The following is a 15,118-nucleotide window of genomic DNA, read 5'->3' on the forward strand; positions in this document are numbered from 1 at the left end:
ATATTTCATAAACAGCTTATTCTGGATATCTCACTTGTCAAGCGGGTTGAACCGACGAATGAAAGAGAGGCCTGAAACGCCACTGTTGGCGAGAGAGTGTGAAACGGTGATTGACAGACACCCGAGCCGGAGCGTACCTTATTTTTCGGAATGATGTTCTATATAGTGGAACGCTAATCGGAACAGCTTGCTGCAGTGGAGGACCCTTGACGAGGTATTGCAGCAAAAAGCCGGTTCTGGCCGGCAGGGTTGGAGGACAGTGTGCTGAAGGATCTGCACGAACTTGCACGACAGGTGACGGATGGCATGCGCATTGCGCTGCCGGTGGATTACGCGGGTGTGTCGATGGCGATGACGAGGCCGCTGATCGACAATGGCGCCCGCAACCTGCGGCTTGTCTGTGTGCCGACCGGCGGTCTGCAGGCGGATATGCTGATCGGCGCCGGGTTGATCGCGTCCGTCGAAACAAGTGCGATGTCGCTTGGCGAGGCCGGTGGTGCGCCGCGCTTCAACCAGGCGGTCAAGGATGGAGCGATTACCATTCACGATGCCACATGCCCGGCCATCCATGCAGGATTGCTGGCCGCCCAGAAGGGCAGTCCTTTCACCGCCATGCGCGGGCTGATCGGCACCGACGTTCTCGCCAACCGGCCGGACTGGAAGGTGATCGACAATCCTTTCGCGGAAACCCCGGATCCGGTGGTTCTAATACCCGCCATTCACCCCGATATCGCGATCTTCCACGCCGCCGTTGCGGACCGGTTCGGCAATGTCTGGATCGGCCGTCGGCGTGAGCTTGCCAGCATGGCCTATGCCTCGGCCCGGACCATAGTCACGGTCGAGAGGATCGTCGATCACAGCCTGCTGGCCGACGAACAGAGTGCTGCGGGTGTCCTGCCGGCGCTTTATGTCGATCATATCGGGCTTGCACCGCGGGGTGCCTGGCCCTACGGCCTGTGGGGCGAATATCCTGTCGACGCGGCAGAGTTGCTGACCTATGCCAAGGCGGGCCGCAGTGCCGAAGGTTTTGCCGACTATATGGCGTCCAAGCTGTTGGAGCCGGCGCAATGAGAACGCCGCTTCCCCGTGAAACCCTGATTTACACCATTGCCCGGCTCCTTGATGGCGTGCGGCATGTGGCTGTCGGCGCCTCGTCGCCGATGCCGGCCGCCGGCGCCATGTTGCGCCGCGCCTTGAATGAGCATCAGCAGAAAGAGCAGGTCCGCATCTCGATCCTCGGTTCGGTCGAACACAATTTTTTCACCAACGGATCGGTGGAGCTGTTCGATTGTGCGGGGCAGGGCCGGATCGATGCGTTCTTTCTCAGCGGTGGCCAGATCGATGGCGAGGGCAATGTCAATCTCGTGGGTGTCGGAGAGTATCCCCAGTCCAGCGTGCGCTGGCCGGGATCGTTCGGTTCGGCCTATCTCTATTTCGTCGTGCCGCGCGTCATCCTGTTTCGTGAGGAACATTCGCCGCGGGTGTTTGTCGACAAGGTGGATTTCATCAGCGCGCCGGGCACCAGCGAGCCGGGTGTCTATCGTACCGGCGGGCCTTATGCGCTTTTGACCAGCAAGGCGCTGTTCCAGTTCGACAAGCAACGGCCGGGTTTCACGCTGCAGAGCGTGCATGACGGCAGCGACCTGGCTGATGTCACCGAGGCGACCGGATTTTCGTTCGAACATGCCGAGAAACCGGAGACGACGTCCGGTCCCGACGAAGTCGCCTTCGATCTGCTGCGGGGCCGCGTTCTCGACGAGCTTGCCGAGACCTACCCGGAATTTGCCATCCAGATGCGCCGCGATATCGCTATGCAATCGGGACCGGCCATAGAAACAATGGGAATGAGAGCATGACAGCACAGATACCGAATATGGGCTCGTTGTCCGGATTGAAGGTGATCGATGCCAGCCGCGTTCTGGGTGGTCCCTATGCCGGTCAGGTTCTGGCGGATCATGGCGCCGATGTGATTAAGGTGGAGCCGCCAGGAGGTGACGAGACGCGCGGCTGGGGGCCTCCCTTTCATGATGGTGCCGCCAGCTATTTTCTCGGGCTGAACCGCAACAAGCGGGGCATGGCGCTCGACATGTCGAAACCGGCTGGACAGGAACTGTTGCTGCACCTGCTTGAAACTGCCGATGTCCTGATCGAAAACTTCAAGGCCGGAACCTTGGAGAGGTGGGGTTTGACACGGGAGATGATGACGGAGCGGTTTCCGAGGCTGGTGCATTGCCGGATTTCCGGCTTCGGCGGAGATGGTCCGCTGGGTGGTCTGCCGGGTTACGACGCGGCGATCCAGGCGGCGTGCGGAATCATGAGTGTCAATGGCGAACGCGGCGGCGATCCGCTGCGGGTCGGTCTGCCGGTGGTGGATATGGTGACGGGCCTCAACGCGGTCATCGGCATTACCATGGCGCTCAACGAGCGCAACGTCAGCGGCAAGGGCCAGTTCATCGAAACGACGCTTTATGACTGCGGCATTTCCCTGCTGCACCCGCATCTGCCCAATTATTATCTTTCGGGCAAGGTTCCCGGCACGTCCGGCAATGCGCATCCGAATATCTGCCCATACGATACGTTCGCGACAGCAACCGATCCGATCTTCCTGGCAGTCGGCAATAACCGCCAGTTCGTCATCCTGTGCAAGATGATCGGCCGGCCGGATCTGCCGGATGATCCGAAATTTTCCACCAATGAACACCGCAACAACAATCGTGATGCTTTGAAAATGGAACTTGAACTTGGCCTGTCCTCGTTCGAATGCAAGGCCATTGCCAAGGATCTGATCGAGGCGGGTGTGCCTTGCGGCGCGGTGCGCAGCATCGATCAGGTGGTGGCCGATCCGCATACGATCCACCGCGAGATGGTGATCGATATCGATGACTTTCGCGGCACCGGAAGCCCGATCAAGATGTCGCGCACACCGGCCAGCTACCGCATGAAGCCGCCGGGTTATGCCCAGCACACGTCGGAAATTCTCCAGGAATACGGTGTCGAAGCCGAGCGTTATGCCGACGTTTTGCCCGGCCACGAAGCCAATATCCCAAACAGGGCGAAAACCGCATGAGCGACGAACTTTCTCTCCGCACCGAAGTGATCGAATCCTGCCGGGCCATGAACCGGCTTGGCATCAACAAGGGTACGTCCGGCAATATCAGCGTCCGTCATGGTGACGGTTTCCTGATCTCGCCGACCGGTATTCCGTATGACAAGCTGATGCCGGACCATGTGGTCGCCATGCAGTGGGACGCAAGTTACAAGGGCGACGTTCTGCCCTCCAGCGAGTGGCGTTTTCACCGTGATATCCTGATGGCACGGCCTGATCTGCAGGCGGTGGTGCACACCCATTCGACCTATGCGACCTCGGTGAGCATTCTGGAAAAGGACATTCCGGCTATCCATTACGCGATTGCCGGTGCCGGTGGCCCGTCGATCCGCTGCGCGCCTTACGAAATCTTCGGATCGCAGGAGCTGGCCGACCGGGTGGTGGAAGCGTTGAAAGGCCGGCGTGCCTGCCTGATGGCGCATCACGGGGTGATCGCCGGGCACGTGTCTATCGCAAGGGCTCTAGCTCTGGCCGTGACCGTCGAGGAACTAGCGCATCAATATCTGCTGTGCCTGCCGTTCGGTGAACCGCCGGTGCTGACCGACGACCAGATCGCGGCGGTGCTGGAAAAGTTCAAGACCTACGGCCAGCAGAGCAGTACGGCGCTCGAAGGCCTGCGGCACGCATCCTGACCTCAAAAGGCAAATTCCGTGGACGATCTGATCTTCTGCCTCGATTCAGGCACAACAACAGTCAAGGCTGCCGCGTTCGATACGCGCGGCCGGCTGATCGCCGTGGCGCAGCGGGCCAACGGCGCCCTGCGCCGCGACGGGTTGAAGGTCGAGCAGGACATGCTGGTATCGCTGGACGATGCGCTTGCGGTGCTGAAGGACTGTGTCTCCCAAACGCAGGGTACGGCGATCGGCCTGGTGGTGACCGGTCAGGGCGACGGGCTGTGGCCGGTTGACCGGCATGGCGAACCTGTCGGTCGGGCGATGACATGGCTGGACGGCCGCAGCGCCTCGCTGGTGTCGGAACTGAACGAACGATGTGTGCTGACCGGCGTTGAACAGCTGACTTCGGTGCGACCGACGGCGGCGGCCCAGAGCGTTCAGCTGCTGTGGCTGCAGCGCAACCAACCGGAACGTTACAACCAGATCGCGCATGTGATGCGGATCAAGGAATGGCTGTTCCTCTGCCTGACGGGAGAAGTACGGGCCGAACCGACGTCGCTGCTGCATACCTGGGGGAGTTGGCGCAGCGGCGCGCTGGTGCCCGAGATCGACCAGGTTCTGGGGCTGAAGCGGGGCACATCGCTTGTTCCCGAGATGCAGCCGATCGGCGAATGTGTCGCGACGCTGTCAAATGATCTGGCAACGGATCTCGGTCTGCCTGTCGGTTTGCCGGTGCTGATGGGGCCGGGCGATGTGCAGGCGAGCATGATCGGGCTTGGCCTCGGCCTGCGCGACGAAGTCGCTCGCTGTTCGGTGTTCGGCACCAGCGCCATCCATGCCAGCCTTGTCGATGACCCCGCGGAAATCCGTAACAAGCCGTCGGGCGCGCTGATCCAGCCTTTTGCGATCGGCGGATATTTCTGCTCCTATCCGAGTTTCAACGGCACGACCCTGTTCGAACACGTGGCACGGCTGACCGGCCGACCGGACCTCGCACGCGGTTCAAAACCGTCTTTTTCCAGTCTTGTCGTGCACCCGTTCTTCGAACCCGGCGGCGAGCGTTCGCCCTATACAACGCCGCATGCCAAGGGCGCGATGGTCGGACTGACATCGGCGACGACGCATGAGCAGGTGGCCTGGGCGGCGCGCGAGGCGCTGGTTTTCGTTGCCCGCAAGAGCCACGACATGATGAGCGAAGGCGCCGGTGACATCGCGCTGGGCGGCGGGCTCGCGGCGGATACGGCGTTTGCCGCGTTCATGGCCACGGCTACAGTTCGCGCCGTGCATCGCACCACCACCGGCCATGCCAGTCTCAAGGGTGTCGGCGCCTTGGGGGCGATGCATCTGCTCGGCGCCTCCAGACAAAGTCTCGACGATGACTGGATCGGCCGCGCCGATGATGTGGCCGTTCCGGAGACAGGTGCTGTCGCCGAATATGCGGCGCGCAAATACGAGCTGTTCCTCACTCTGGTGGGGGCGATCGAGCCACAATGGGCGGAACTTTCGGCGCTGGCCGAACTGAGCGCCCAACAGACCAAGGACAATGCCTGATGAACGGTGCCGACCTCCTGTGCGAAACTTTGCTCGCAAACGAAATCGACGTCTGCTTCGCCAATCCGGGCACGTCGGAAATGCATTTTGTCGCGGCACTCGACCGACAGCCGAAGTTGCGCTGCGTGCTTGGTCTGTTCGAGGGCGTCGTGACGGGGGCTGCCGACGGCTATGCGCGGATGGCCGACAAACCGGCCGCGACGCTGCTGCATCTGGGACCGGGCCTCGCCAATGGGCTTGCCAACCTGCACAATGCGCGGCGGGCCAATACACCGATCGTCAATATCGTCGGCGACCATGCGACCTATCATCTGAAATATGATGCACCCCTGACCTCCGACATCGAATCGCTCGCTCGGCCGATGTCCGGCTGGGTCGGGCGGATCGATGCCGCCGACGAGGTGGGGCGAGCGACCAGCGAGGCCATCATCGCCGCGCGAACGCCGCCGGGAAGGATATCGACGCTGATCCTTCCAGCAGATACCGCCTGGGGTGAAATTACTGTGCCGATCCCTGCCGCCGCCGAGCTTGCCGGCGCGTCGAGGCCTGAGGCTGCCGTCCTGCTTCAGGCAGTGGAGGCTCTGCGGTCAGGCAAGAATACGACGATCCTCGTTTCGGGTCTGGCCTTGCGGGAAAAGAACCTCGAAATTCTCAGCCGGATCGCGATCGCGACCGGGACGCGGTTGCTGGCGCAGCAATCGAATGCGCGCATGCAGCGCGGCGCCGGTCGGGTGCCGGTGGATCGCGTGCCCTATGTGATCGACCAGGCGGTCGCGTGTTTTGCTCAGACCGAGCAGGTGATCCTGATCGGCGCGAAGGCTCCGGTCGGTTTTTTTGCCTATCCGGGTAAGCCGAGCAGCATGTTGCCGGATGCCTGCGCCGTGCTCGATCTCGCGCCGGAATCGACAGATATCCCGCAGGCGATCGCCATGCTGGCGGACGAGTTGGGCGTCTCTGCCTCGGCGTCGCCATTGCTGGCATCCCGCGAAAAGCCGAAGATGCCGGCCGGGACCCTGACGCCGCAGGCGATTTCGATCGCGCTTGCTCATTACATGCCGGCAAATGCGATCATATGCGACGAGTCGGTGTCGTCCGGCCGGGATTTCTTCCGCCACACCCACGGCGCCGAACCGCACGATTTTCTGCAACTGACCGGTGGTGCGATCGGCATGGGACTTCCGCTGGCCACTGGGGCAGCGATTGCCTGCCCGGATCGCAAGGTGATCGGCCTGCAGGCGGATGGCAGCGGCATGTACACGGTGCAGGCGCTATGGACGCAGGCACGCGAAAGACTGGATACGCTGACCATCGTCTTTGCCAACCGGCGCTACCAGATCCTGCATAGCGAGTTGATCAATGTCGGGGCGGGGGCCGCCGGTCACAATGCCAGCCGGATGCTTGATCTCGTCGACCCGACGCTTGACTGGGTGGGCATGGCCAACAGCATGGGCGTCGACGCGGCGCGGGCAGAGTCGGCCGGGGAATTCGCAGATATCCTGAAGAGCGCCTGCGGGCGAAAAGGGCCTTTCCTGATCGAGGCCGTGATATGAACAAGTCGATTCCAGAACAAGGCAAGGTGCAGCGACATGGGTGACATCAAGCGAATTCCGCATTGCAGCCATTGGGGCGCCTACACCCTTCTGGTGGATGGCGAGGAGATCATCGGCGCCGAACCGTTCGCGCATGATCCGGCGCCTTCGCCGATCATCTACTCAGTCAAGGAATGGGCCAACCCGGAACGCCGCGTGCTGCGGCCGATGGTGCGCTCCGGATGGCTGGAACAGCGCGAGAAAAGCGATACAAGTGGTCGTGGCCGCGAAACCTTTGTTCCCGTCAGCTGGGACGAGGCTTTGGATCTGGTGGCGGGCGAGATCACCCGTGTGGGTAGCACTTACGGCAATGAGTCGATCTTTGCCGGCTCCTACGGCTGGACTAGTTGCGGCCGGTTCCATCACGCCTCGACGTTGTTGAAGCGGACACTCAATCTGGTGGGCGGTTTTACCGGCCATGTGGATACCTACAGCATTGCCGCCGGTCCCGTTATCCTGCGCCACACACTGGGCAGCGATGTAGCCTGCGGCGGTCAGGCGAACACGCTGGACGGCATCAGCGAGCATACGGAAACGCTGATCGTGTTCGGGTCGCTGTCGCCGCGCACAGCGCAAAGCGAGGCCGGCGGAGTGGGCGCGCACAGGCTCGAAGGCTATCTCCATCGGATCGCCGAGCGAAATGTCCGGGTCATTCTCGTGTCACCGCTCAAGGATGATCTGCCGGACTGGATCGACGCCGAATGGTGGCCGATCCGGCCTAATACCGATACGGCGCTGATGCTCGGTCTGGCCGGCGAGATCGTCGAAGCCGATGCCCATGATGCCGAGTTCCTGGAGCGCTGCTGCAGCGGCTCCGACACGTTCCTTGATTATCTGACCGGCAAGAGCGACGGCGAGCGCAAGGATGCCCGCTGGGCATCGCGGATCACCGGGCTTGATCGCGACAGGATTGCCGAACTTGCCAAGGTGATGGTCAAAACCCGTAGTATGATCACTGTCAGCTGGAGCCTACAGCGAGCGCATCACGGCGAACAGCCGTTCTGGGCCGGGCTGGGTCTGGCCGCGGTGGCTGGACAGATCGGCCTGCCGGGCGGCGGTGTCGGTTACGGTTATGCTTCGCTCGGCGGTGTCGGCGCGCCCTTCGGCATCGGAAAGTCGCCGGCCATGTCTGCCGGACGCAAGGCGATCGACAGTTTTATTCCGGTCGCGCGGATCACCGATATGCTGCTCAATCCGGGCAAGGTCTACAGCTATGAGGGCAACGAGCGAACCTATCCGGACGCGAAACTGGTCTATTGGGCTGGTGGCAACCCGTTCCATCACCATCAGGACCTGAACCGGCTGATGGAAGGCTGGCAGCGGCCGGAAACGATCATCGTGCAGGACCCGATGTTCACGCCGACCGTCCGTCGCGCCGATATTATCCTCCCGGCATCGACCTCGATCGAGCGGAATGATCTGGCAGGCAACAAACGCTCCGACTTTATCCTGGCCATGCATCAGGCGATCTCGCCGATCGGTGAGTCCCGTTCCGATTTCGACATCTTCAACGGCCTTGCGGAAAAGCTTGGTGTCGGCGATGCCTTCAATGAAGGCCGCGACGAAATGGGCTGGATCCGGCATGTCTACGAACTGTCGCGCAAGGACGCGAAGGACCGGCTCGATTTTGCCATGCCGGACTTCGACACCTTTTGGCAACAGGGTTACGCCCGGGTGCCGGTGAAGGAGAACCACACCTATCTCGATGACTATCGGGCGGACCCGGAAGCGCATCCCCTGGCGACCGAGTCCGGCAGGATCGTGCTCGGCAGCAAGCTGCTGGAAAAGCTGGATTACGACGACTGCCGCAGCCACCCGGCCTGGATCGAACCGGCCGAATGGCTCGGAACCGTTAATCCGGAAAACCGGCTGCATCTGGTGTCGCACCAGCCGGCCGGGCGGCTTCACAGCCAGCTCGAAACCGGATCGGAAAGCCGCCGGCACAAGAAGAACGGACGGGAGGTCGTTCGCGTCAACCCGGAGGATGCGGCGCGATTCGGTATCGGGCCGGACCAGACGGTGCGGTTGTGGAACGACCGCGGCCAGTGCTTGGCGACCGCCGATGTGACCGACAGCGTGCGACCGGGCGTCGTGGTGCTGCCGACCGGAGCCTGGTTCACGCCGACCGGTAATAACGGGCTCGAGATCTCGGGCAATCCCAACGTGCTGACGCTCGACGTTCCAACATCGAAATTCGGGCAGGGCTGCTCGGCGCATACCTGCGTCGTCAGCATCGAGCCCTATGTCGGCGATGTGCCGGATGCCATTGCCCATTACCAGCAGGAGCTGTCGGTTTCCGTCGGCAGCTAAAAGAATGACCATCTTTGGAGGAGGATATTATGAACGCCCCAGCAATCAGCCGTTTCCCGGTACCCGAGATCAAGGATCTGCCCGAGGATATCCGTGACCGGATCCTTGCCGTGCAGGAGAAATCCGGTTTCGTGCCGAACGTATTCCTGACGCTCGCATATCGACCGGATGAGTTCAGGGCGTTTTTCGCCTATCATGATGCGCTGATGGACAAGCCCGGCAACATCACCAAGGCCGAGCGCGAGATGATCGTGGTGGCGACCAGCAATGCCAACCAGTGCCAGTATTGTGTCGTGGCACATGGCGCGATCCTGCGCATCCGCGCGAAGAACCCGCTGATGGCGGATCAGGTGGCGATCAACTATCGCAAGGCCGATATCACTCCGCGGCAGATGGCGATGATCGATTTCGCCATGAAGGTTTCGACCCGCGCCTACGAGGTCGGAGACGAAGATATCGCCATCCTGAAGTCGCATGATTTCACCGATGACGATGCGTGGGACATTACGGCGATCTCGGCATTTTTCGGGATGTCGAACCGGCTGGCCAATGTCACCAGCATGCGCCCGAACGACGAGTTCTATTCGCTGGGACGCTGAGCCATGCAGAAAGGCTACAAGGATATGCTGGCGGAGGCAGACGCGGTTGTCACCTCCGTGGATGTGGAGGAGGTTTCGGCACAGGCGGGCGAAAGCGATCTCGTTCTGGTTGATATCCGCGATGTGCGCGAGCTGGAGCGGGAGGGCATGATCGAACATGCTGTCCACGCCCCGCGCGGCATGCTGGAATTCTGGATCGATCCGGAAAGCCCCTATCACAAGCCGGTTTTCGCTGAAGACAAGACCTTCGTCTTCTACTGCGCTTCCGGCTGGCGGTCGCTGCTGGCGGCGCGCACGGCGCAGGAGATGGGGCTGCAATCGCGCAGCATGCGCGGTGGTTTCAGCGCCTGGAAGGCGGCCGGAAAACCGGTCGCGGAGCGCAAGCCGCGCTGATTTTTCCAATGAGCAAGATTTGAAAACGAAAGACACGAGATGACCCAGACCTTCACCGCCATGATGATTGAGGACGTCGACGGCAAGCCGAAAGCGGCTTTGCGCGAGCTCTCGATCGATGCCCTGCCGGACCACGACGTTTTGGTCGAAATCGAATATTCCAGCCTGAATTACAAAGACGGTCTCGCGATTGCGGGCAAGGGCCGCATCGCGCGCCGGCTGCCGATGGTCGGGGGGATCGATCTGGCTGGCACGGTGATGGAGTCCCGCTCCGGCGACTGGAAGCAAGGCGACCGCGTCGTCGTCAACGGCTGGGGCCTGTCCGAGACCGAATGGGGCGGGTATGCCCGGTTCCAGCGTCTGAAGCCGGAGTGGCTGATCCGCCTGCCGGAGGCGCTGAGCTTCGAGCAGGCCATGGCGGTCGGCACCGCTGGCTATACGGCGGCGCTTTGCGTCAACGCGCTCGAAGACTGGGGCGTGATCGAAAAGGGCGGACGTGAGGTGGTGGTCACCGGTGCGGCGGGCGGTGTCGGGTCGGTTGCGATCTCGCTTTTGTCGCGGCGCGGCTACACCGTCACCGCCTCGACTGGTCGTCCCGAGACCCATGACTACCTGACGTCGCTCGGCGCGACGTCCTTCGTGGATCGTGCGGCCTTGTCTGAGAAGGGCGGTGGTCTCCAGAAGGAACGCTGGGCCGGTGGCGTCGATACGGTGGGTTCGATCACGCTTGCCAATGTGCTGGCCCAGACGGTCTATGGCGGTGGTATCACCGCCTGCGGACTGGCGGGCGGTGCCGATCTTCCCGGAACGGTGTTGCCGCATATCCTGCGCAGCGTGGCGCTGCTCGGAATCGATTCCGTCATGGCGCCGCATGCCAAGCGGCAGCGCGCCTGGCAGCTCCTTGCTGAAAGCCTGGATGCCGCCAAGCTTGCGGAAATGACGACCGTGGAGCCGATGAGCAATCTCCCGGCTCTGGCAGAGGCCATCGTGGCCGGCAAAATCCGCGGACGCGTCGTCATCAAGGTTGCATAGGGTTCCACAAACCGGCAGCTTGAGTGCATCTGGGAGGGTTGCGATGACGAACAAGTACGAGGACGGCCTTGAGCGCTGCGAGGCCAATCACAGAGCGATGACCCCCATCACGTATCTGGAACGGGCGGCGCGCACCTTTCCCAGCCGCATCGCCGTGATCCATGGATCACGGCAGATCAGCTATGCGCAGTTCTGGACCAACTGCCAGCGACTGGCCTCCGCATTGTCGCAGCACGGCATCGGCAAGGGCGATACTGTGACGGTGATGCTGTCGAACACGCCACCCATGCTGGAGGCTCACTACGGCGTGCCGATGGCCAACGGCGCGGTACTGCACTCCATCAACACACGGCTTGATGCCGACAGCATTGCATTCCAGCTCGATCATGCGGAATCCAGGGTGGTCATCGTCGATACGGAGTTTTCCGGCGTGATGAAGCAGGCTCTTGCAAACGCCAAGGTCACGCCGCTGGTGATCGATTTCGAGGATACGGAATATCCGGCCGATGCGCCCTATCCGAGGGCGGCCACGATCGGCGACCTTACCTATGAGAAATTTCTCGCAGGTGGCGAGGAGGTCTTCGCCTGGACGACGCCGTCAGACGAATGGGATGCCATTTCGCTGAACTACACGTCCGGCACCACCGGCAGTCCCAAAGGCGTGGTCTACCACCATCGAGGCGCCGCGCTGGCGTCGCTGGCCAACAATATCCATGCGGGCATGGGCAAGCATCCGATCTATCTGTGGACGCTGCCCATGTTCCACTGCAATGGCTGGAGCTTTCCTTGGGCGATCTCCGTCCAGGCTGGAACCCATGTCTGCCTTCGCTGGGTGCGGGCGAAATCCATCTACGACGCCATTGCCGATCACGGCGTCACGCATCTCTGCGGCGCACCGATCGTGATGTCAGCGCTGGTCAATGCGGTGGACTCCGATCGCCGCAGCTTTTCCCAGACCGTGACCTTCAACACCGCCGCCGCCCCGCCGCCCGAGGCGGTCCTTGCCGCCATGGCAGAAGCTGGTTTCGAGGTCACCCATATTTACGGACTAACCGAAACCTATGGTCCGGCCGTGGTCAATGAATGGAATTCCGACTGGGACGCACTGGATGGCGGACAGAAGGCGGCCAAGAAGGCGCGTCAGGGTGTGTCCTATCTGACGCTTGCCGATCTTGCGGTGCTCGACCCGCTGACTATGGAACGGGTTCCCGCCGATGGAGAGACGCTGGGTGAAGTGATGATGCGCGGCAATATCGTCATGAAAGGTTACCTGAAAAATCCGCAGGCGACCAAAGACGCTTTTGCGGCTGGCTGGTTCCATTCGGGCGACCTTGGGGTGATGCATCCTGATGGCTATCTGCAGCTCAAGGACCGCTCCAAGGACATCATCATTTCCGGAGGCGAGAACATCTCTTCTATCGAGATCGAGGATGCCCTGTACAAACATCCGGCGGTGGCAGTGGTGGGCGTGATCGCCAAGCCGCACGAGAAATGGGGAGAAACGCCCGTCGCGATTGTTGAGCTGAAGCCCGGGAGTGTGGCCAGCGAACTGGAACTGATCGAGCATTGCCGGGGGCTTCTCGCCCGGTTCAAGTGCCCAACGCGCGTCGCTTTCGCTGAGATTCCCAAGACATCCACTGGCAAGATCCAGAAGTATGCAATGCGCAAGATGGATCTCTGAAATGACTCCGGACGATCTTCTGATCCGCTCCGACGCGAACGGCATCGCGACGCTTACTCTCAATCGCCCGGCCCAGCGCAATGCCCTGTCGCTGGCCCTAATGGACGTGCTTTGCGAGACGCTGGAGGTGATTGGCGCAGATCGCTCCGTGCGAGTGGTCATCCTGCGCGGCGAAGGGCCTGCTTTCTGCTCCGGCCATGACCTGAAGGAAATGCGCGCCAGCGATGACCGCGCCGCAGCCCGCATCTTCGACACCTGCTCGCGGCTGATGCTGACCATCGGCAACCTGTCGCAGCCGGTGATTGCTCAGGTGCACGGCATTGCCACGGCTGCCGGCTGCCAGCTCGTCGCCACCTGCGATCTGGCGATCTGCGCCGACGATACGCGGTTCGCGACGCCGGGGGTCAATATCGGCTTGTTCTGTTCGACGCCGATGGTGGCGCTTTCGCGGGCAGTAGGCCGCAAGGCGGCGATGGAAATGCTGTTGACGGGCGAAACCGTCGACGCGCAGAAGGCGGTCGAGATCGGGCTTGTCAATCGTGCCGTGCCACATGCCGAACTGGAGGCGACAGTCCTGCAGTGGGCAAAAAACATAGGTTCGAAGTCCGGTACGGTCGTCGGCATCGGCAAACAGGCATTCGCGGCGCAGGCGCAACTCTCGGTCGAGGATGCCTACCGGCTGGCCTCGCAGATCATGACCGACAACCTGATGCTGGACGACGCGCGAGAAGGCATCGACGCCTTCCTGCAGAAACGGCGACCGCAATGGTCGATCATGCAGGAATAGAGGATGATCGATCGACGGCATATCGACGCTCTCGGGCGGATCCTCTGCGACAAGGGCATGCTTACCGATGAGCAGGATATCGCGCCTTACCAGACCGGCATTCGGTTCGACCGGGGGGTCGCCGCGCTCGTGCTGCGACCGCGCAGTACGGAAGAGGTGTCTGATAGCCTGGCCTATTGTGTCGGCGCGGGCATCGCGGTCGTCCCGCAATCGGGCAATACGGGCGTGGTTTCGGGGTCGACGCCGGATCAATCCGGCAATCAGGTCGTGCTCAGCCTCGACCGTGTGACGCAGGTGTTCGAACTTGATGTCGACAACCGATCGCTGCGCGTGGGTGCGGGGATGCGGCTGTCCGAGGTCAACCGGCGACTGGAACCGCACGGGCTTTTCTTCCCGATCGACCTCGGTGCTGATCCGGCCATCGGCGGCATGCTGGCGACCAATACCGGTGGATCGCGCTTTCTCAAATACGGCGATGTCCGGCGCAATACCCTCGGCCTGACGGCGGTGATGGCGGATGCGGACGGCACGGTGGTCGACCTGGGCAAGGACCTGCGCAAAAACAACACAGGCCTCGACTGGAAGCAGGTCTTCATAGGAACGTTCGGCGTGTTCGGTATCGTCACGGAGGCCGTGCTCAATCTGGAACAGATGCCGCAACAGTCTGCGACGGCCTATCTCGTGCCGCAGAGCGCCGTCCACGTCATGCCGCTGCTGCGGATGATGGAGGACCGGCTCGGCGCCTATCTCTCGGCATTCGAGGGCATGTCCGGCAACTCAATGCGCGCAGCGCTGGCGCATTTTCCAAGCCTGCGCAATCCGTTTCAGGGCGGAGTGGTGCCAGACTACACGATCCTGATGGAGTTGAGCCGCACCTGGAAACGCCGCGACGGTGAAGAGGCGCTCGAGGACGTGCTGAATGCGGTGCTGGCCGAAATCTGGGAAAGCGCGGAAGCGCCGCTCGCTGACGCTCTCGTCGGGCCTGCCCACGAGATGTGGGCGATGCGGCATGCTCTGTCTGAGGGCGTCAAGCATGCCGGAAAACTCACGGCGCTGGACGTGTCCTTCCGACGCGGCGAGATCATGAATTTCTGCGAGCGGATGAAACGCGACATGCCGGTGCTCTTCCCCGAGACCACCATCTGCGATTTCGGCCATATCGCCGATGGCGGTGTGCATCTGAATGTCGTGGTGTCAGAAACTGGTGCGCAGGCGGCGGACCCGACCTTCCAAGAGCGGTTGCGCGACTGGGTGTTCAAGGTCGCAGTGGAAGAATTCGGCGGCAGCTTTAGTGCCGAACACGGCATTGGTCGCAAAAACCAGGCCTACTACGATCTTTATACGCCTGACACGCTCAAGCGTCTGGCACGGGGCCTAAAGGCGGTCACCTCGCCCGGCGAGGTGGGGGTCGCGAAAATCGGATAGAGAGCTGGCTCGGTTTGTCTGAACAGTTTCG

General features: G+C 61.9%; 13 protein-coding genes. All 13 read left to right on the plus strand.

The annotated features are described in order from the left end of the window. Positions 1-261 precede the first annotated feature (261 nt). Genes ACQY1K_RS22885 through ACQY1K_RS22945 form a run of 13 tightly spaced genes read left to right on the plus strand, consistent with a single transcriptional unit; the run spans position 262 to position 15,087 of the window. Positions 262-1,071, plus strand: coding sequence for a CoA transferase subunit A (locus ACQY1K_RS22885; RefSeq protein WP_430259707.1), 810 nt, complete (start codon positions 262-264; stop codon positions 1,069-1,071). Beyond that, complete coding sequence (locus tag ACQY1K_RS22890; protein ID WP_430259709.1) at positions 1,068-1,856, plus strand: CoA-transferase; 789 nt, start codon at positions 1,068-1,070, stop codon at positions 1,854-1,856. Before ACQY1K_RS22885 ends, ACQY1K_RS22890 begins: the two co-directional genes overlap by 4 nt. Then, positions 1,853-3,067: a CaiB/BaiF CoA transferase family protein gene (locus ACQY1K_RS22895; RefSeq protein ID WP_430259711.1), complete on the plus strand. Its 1,215-nt coding sequence runs from the start codon at positions 1,853-1,855 to the stop codon at positions 3,065-3,067. Before ACQY1K_RS22890 ends, ACQY1K_RS22895 begins: the two co-directional genes overlap by 4 nt. Beyond that, positions 3,064-3,738 carry a class II aldolase/adducin family protein gene (locus ACQY1K_RS22900; protein WP_430245347.1) on the plus strand — a complete coding sequence of 225 codons (675 nt, stop codon included), beginning with the start codon at positions 3,064-3,066 and terminating at the stop codon, positions 3,736-3,738. The genes ACQY1K_RS22895 and ACQY1K_RS22900 overlap by 4 nt, the downstream gene beginning before the upstream one ends. Positions 3,739-3,756: 18 nt before the next feature. Beyond that, complete coding sequence (locus tag ACQY1K_RS22905) at positions 3,757-5,271, plus strand: FGGY family carbohydrate kinase (RefSeq protein WP_430259713.1); 1,515 nt, start codon at positions 3,757-3,759, stop codon at positions 5,269-5,271. Beyond that, on the plus strand, positions 5,271-6,821 hold the full coding sequence (locus tag ACQY1K_RS22910; protein WP_430259715.1) for an acetolactate synthase large subunit: 1,551 nt from the start codon (positions 5,271-5,273) through the stop codon (positions 6,819-6,821). Before ACQY1K_RS22905 ends, ACQY1K_RS22910 begins: the two co-directional genes overlap by 1 nt. Before the next feature lie 36 nt (positions 6,822-6,857). Further along, positions 6,858-9,170 carry a molybdopterin-dependent oxidoreductase gene (locus tag ACQY1K_RS22915; RefSeq protein WP_430259717.1) on the plus strand — a complete coding sequence of 771 codons (2,313 nt, stop codon included), beginning with the start codon at positions 6,858-6,860 and terminating at the stop codon, positions 9,168-9,170. 29 nt (positions 9,171-9,199) lie between these two features. Then, positions 9,200-9,769: a peroxidase-related enzyme gene (locus tag ACQY1K_RS22920; protein WP_430245355.1), complete on the plus strand. Its 570-nt coding sequence runs from the start codon at positions 9,200-9,202 to the stop codon at positions 9,767-9,769. Between the two features lie 3 nt (positions 9,770-9,772). Next, complete coding sequence (locus ACQY1K_RS22925) at positions 9,773-10,162, plus strand: rhodanese-like domain-containing protein (protein WP_430245357.1); 390 nt, start codon at positions 9,773-9,775, stop codon at positions 10,160-10,162. A 39-nt stretch (positions 10,163-10,201) separates the two neighbouring features. Then, positions 10,202-11,194 carry an MDR family oxidoreductase gene (locus tag ACQY1K_RS22930; RefSeq protein WP_430245359.1) on the plus strand — a complete coding sequence of 331 codons (993 nt, stop codon included), beginning with the start codon at positions 10,202-10,204 and terminating at the stop codon, positions 11,192-11,194. A 43-nt stretch (positions 11,195-11,237) separates the two neighbouring features. Then, positions 11,238-12,875 (plus strand): acyl-CoA synthetase, encoded by a 1,638-nt coding sequence (locus tag ACQY1K_RS22935; protein ID WP_430259719.1) that lies wholly within the window; start codon positions 11,238-11,240, stop codon positions 12,873-12,875. Position 12,876: 1 nt separating this feature from the next. Further along, positions 12,877-13,662: an enoyl-CoA hydratase gene (locus tag ACQY1K_RS22940; protein WP_430259721.1), complete on the plus strand. Its 786-nt coding sequence runs from the start codon at positions 12,877-12,879 to the stop codon at positions 13,660-13,662. Positions 13,663-13,665: 3 nt separating this feature from the next. Next, positions 13,666-15,087 (plus strand): FAD-binding oxidoreductase, encoded by a 1,422-nt coding sequence (locus tag ACQY1K_RS22945; protein WP_430245366.1) that lies wholly within the window; start codon positions 13,666-13,668, stop codon positions 15,085-15,087. The last annotated feature ends 31 nt before the right edge of the window (positions 15,088-15,118 follow it).

Origin of the sequence: Neorhizobium sp. IRS_2294 (genome assembly GCF_050500145.1) — a bacterium.
Classification (GTDB): Bacteria; Pseudomonadota; Alphaproteobacteria; order Rhizobiales; family Rhizobiaceae; genus Neorhizobium; species Neorhizobium soli.

Excerpts from the sequence above, each read along its gene's own strand:
- ACQY1K_RS22935 (WP_430259719.1), top strand. The coding sequence starts at position 11,238 with ATGACGAACAAGTACGAGGACGGCCTTGAGCGCTGCGAGGCCAATCAC.
- ACQY1K_RS22895 (WP_430259711.1), top strand. The coding sequence starts at position 1,853 with ATGACAGCACAGATACCGAATATGGGCTCGTTGTCCGGATTGAAGGTG.
- ACQY1K_RS22920 (WP_430245355.1), top strand. The coding sequence starts at position 9,200 with ATGAACGCCCCAGCAATCAGCCGTTTCCCGGTACCCGAGATCAAGGAT.
- ACQY1K_RS22910 (WP_430259715.1), top strand. The coding sequence starts at position 5,271 with ATGAACGGTGCCGACCTCCTGTGCGAAACTTTGCTCGCAAACGAAATC.
- ACQY1K_RS22930 (WP_430245359.1), top strand. The coding sequence starts at position 10,202 with ATGACCCAGACCTTCACCGCCATGATGATTGAGGACGTCGACGGCAAG.
- ACQY1K_RS22925 (WP_430245357.1), top strand. The coding sequence starts at position 9,773 with ATGCAGAAAGGCTACAAGGATATGCTGGCGGAGGCAGACGCGGTTGTC.
- ACQY1K_RS22945 (WP_430245366.1), top strand. The coding sequence starts at position 13,666 with ATGATCGATCGACGGCATATCGACGCTCTCGGGCGGATCCTCTGCGAC.
- ACQY1K_RS22900 (WP_430245347.1), top strand. The coding sequence starts at position 3,064 with ATGAGCGACGAACTTTCTCTCCGCACCGAAGTGATCGAATCCTGCCGG.
- ACQY1K_RS22940 (WP_430259721.1), top strand. The coding sequence starts at position 12,877 with ATGACTCCGGACGATCTTCTGATCCGCTCCGACGCGAACGGCATCGCG.
- ACQY1K_RS22890 (WP_430259709.1), top strand. The coding sequence starts at position 1,068 with ATGAGAACGCCGCTTCCCCGTGAAACCCTGATTTACACCATTGCCCGG.
- ACQY1K_RS22915 (WP_430259717.1), top strand. The coding sequence starts at position 6,858 with ATGGGTGACATCAAGCGAATTCCGCATTGCAGCCATTGGGGCGCCTAC.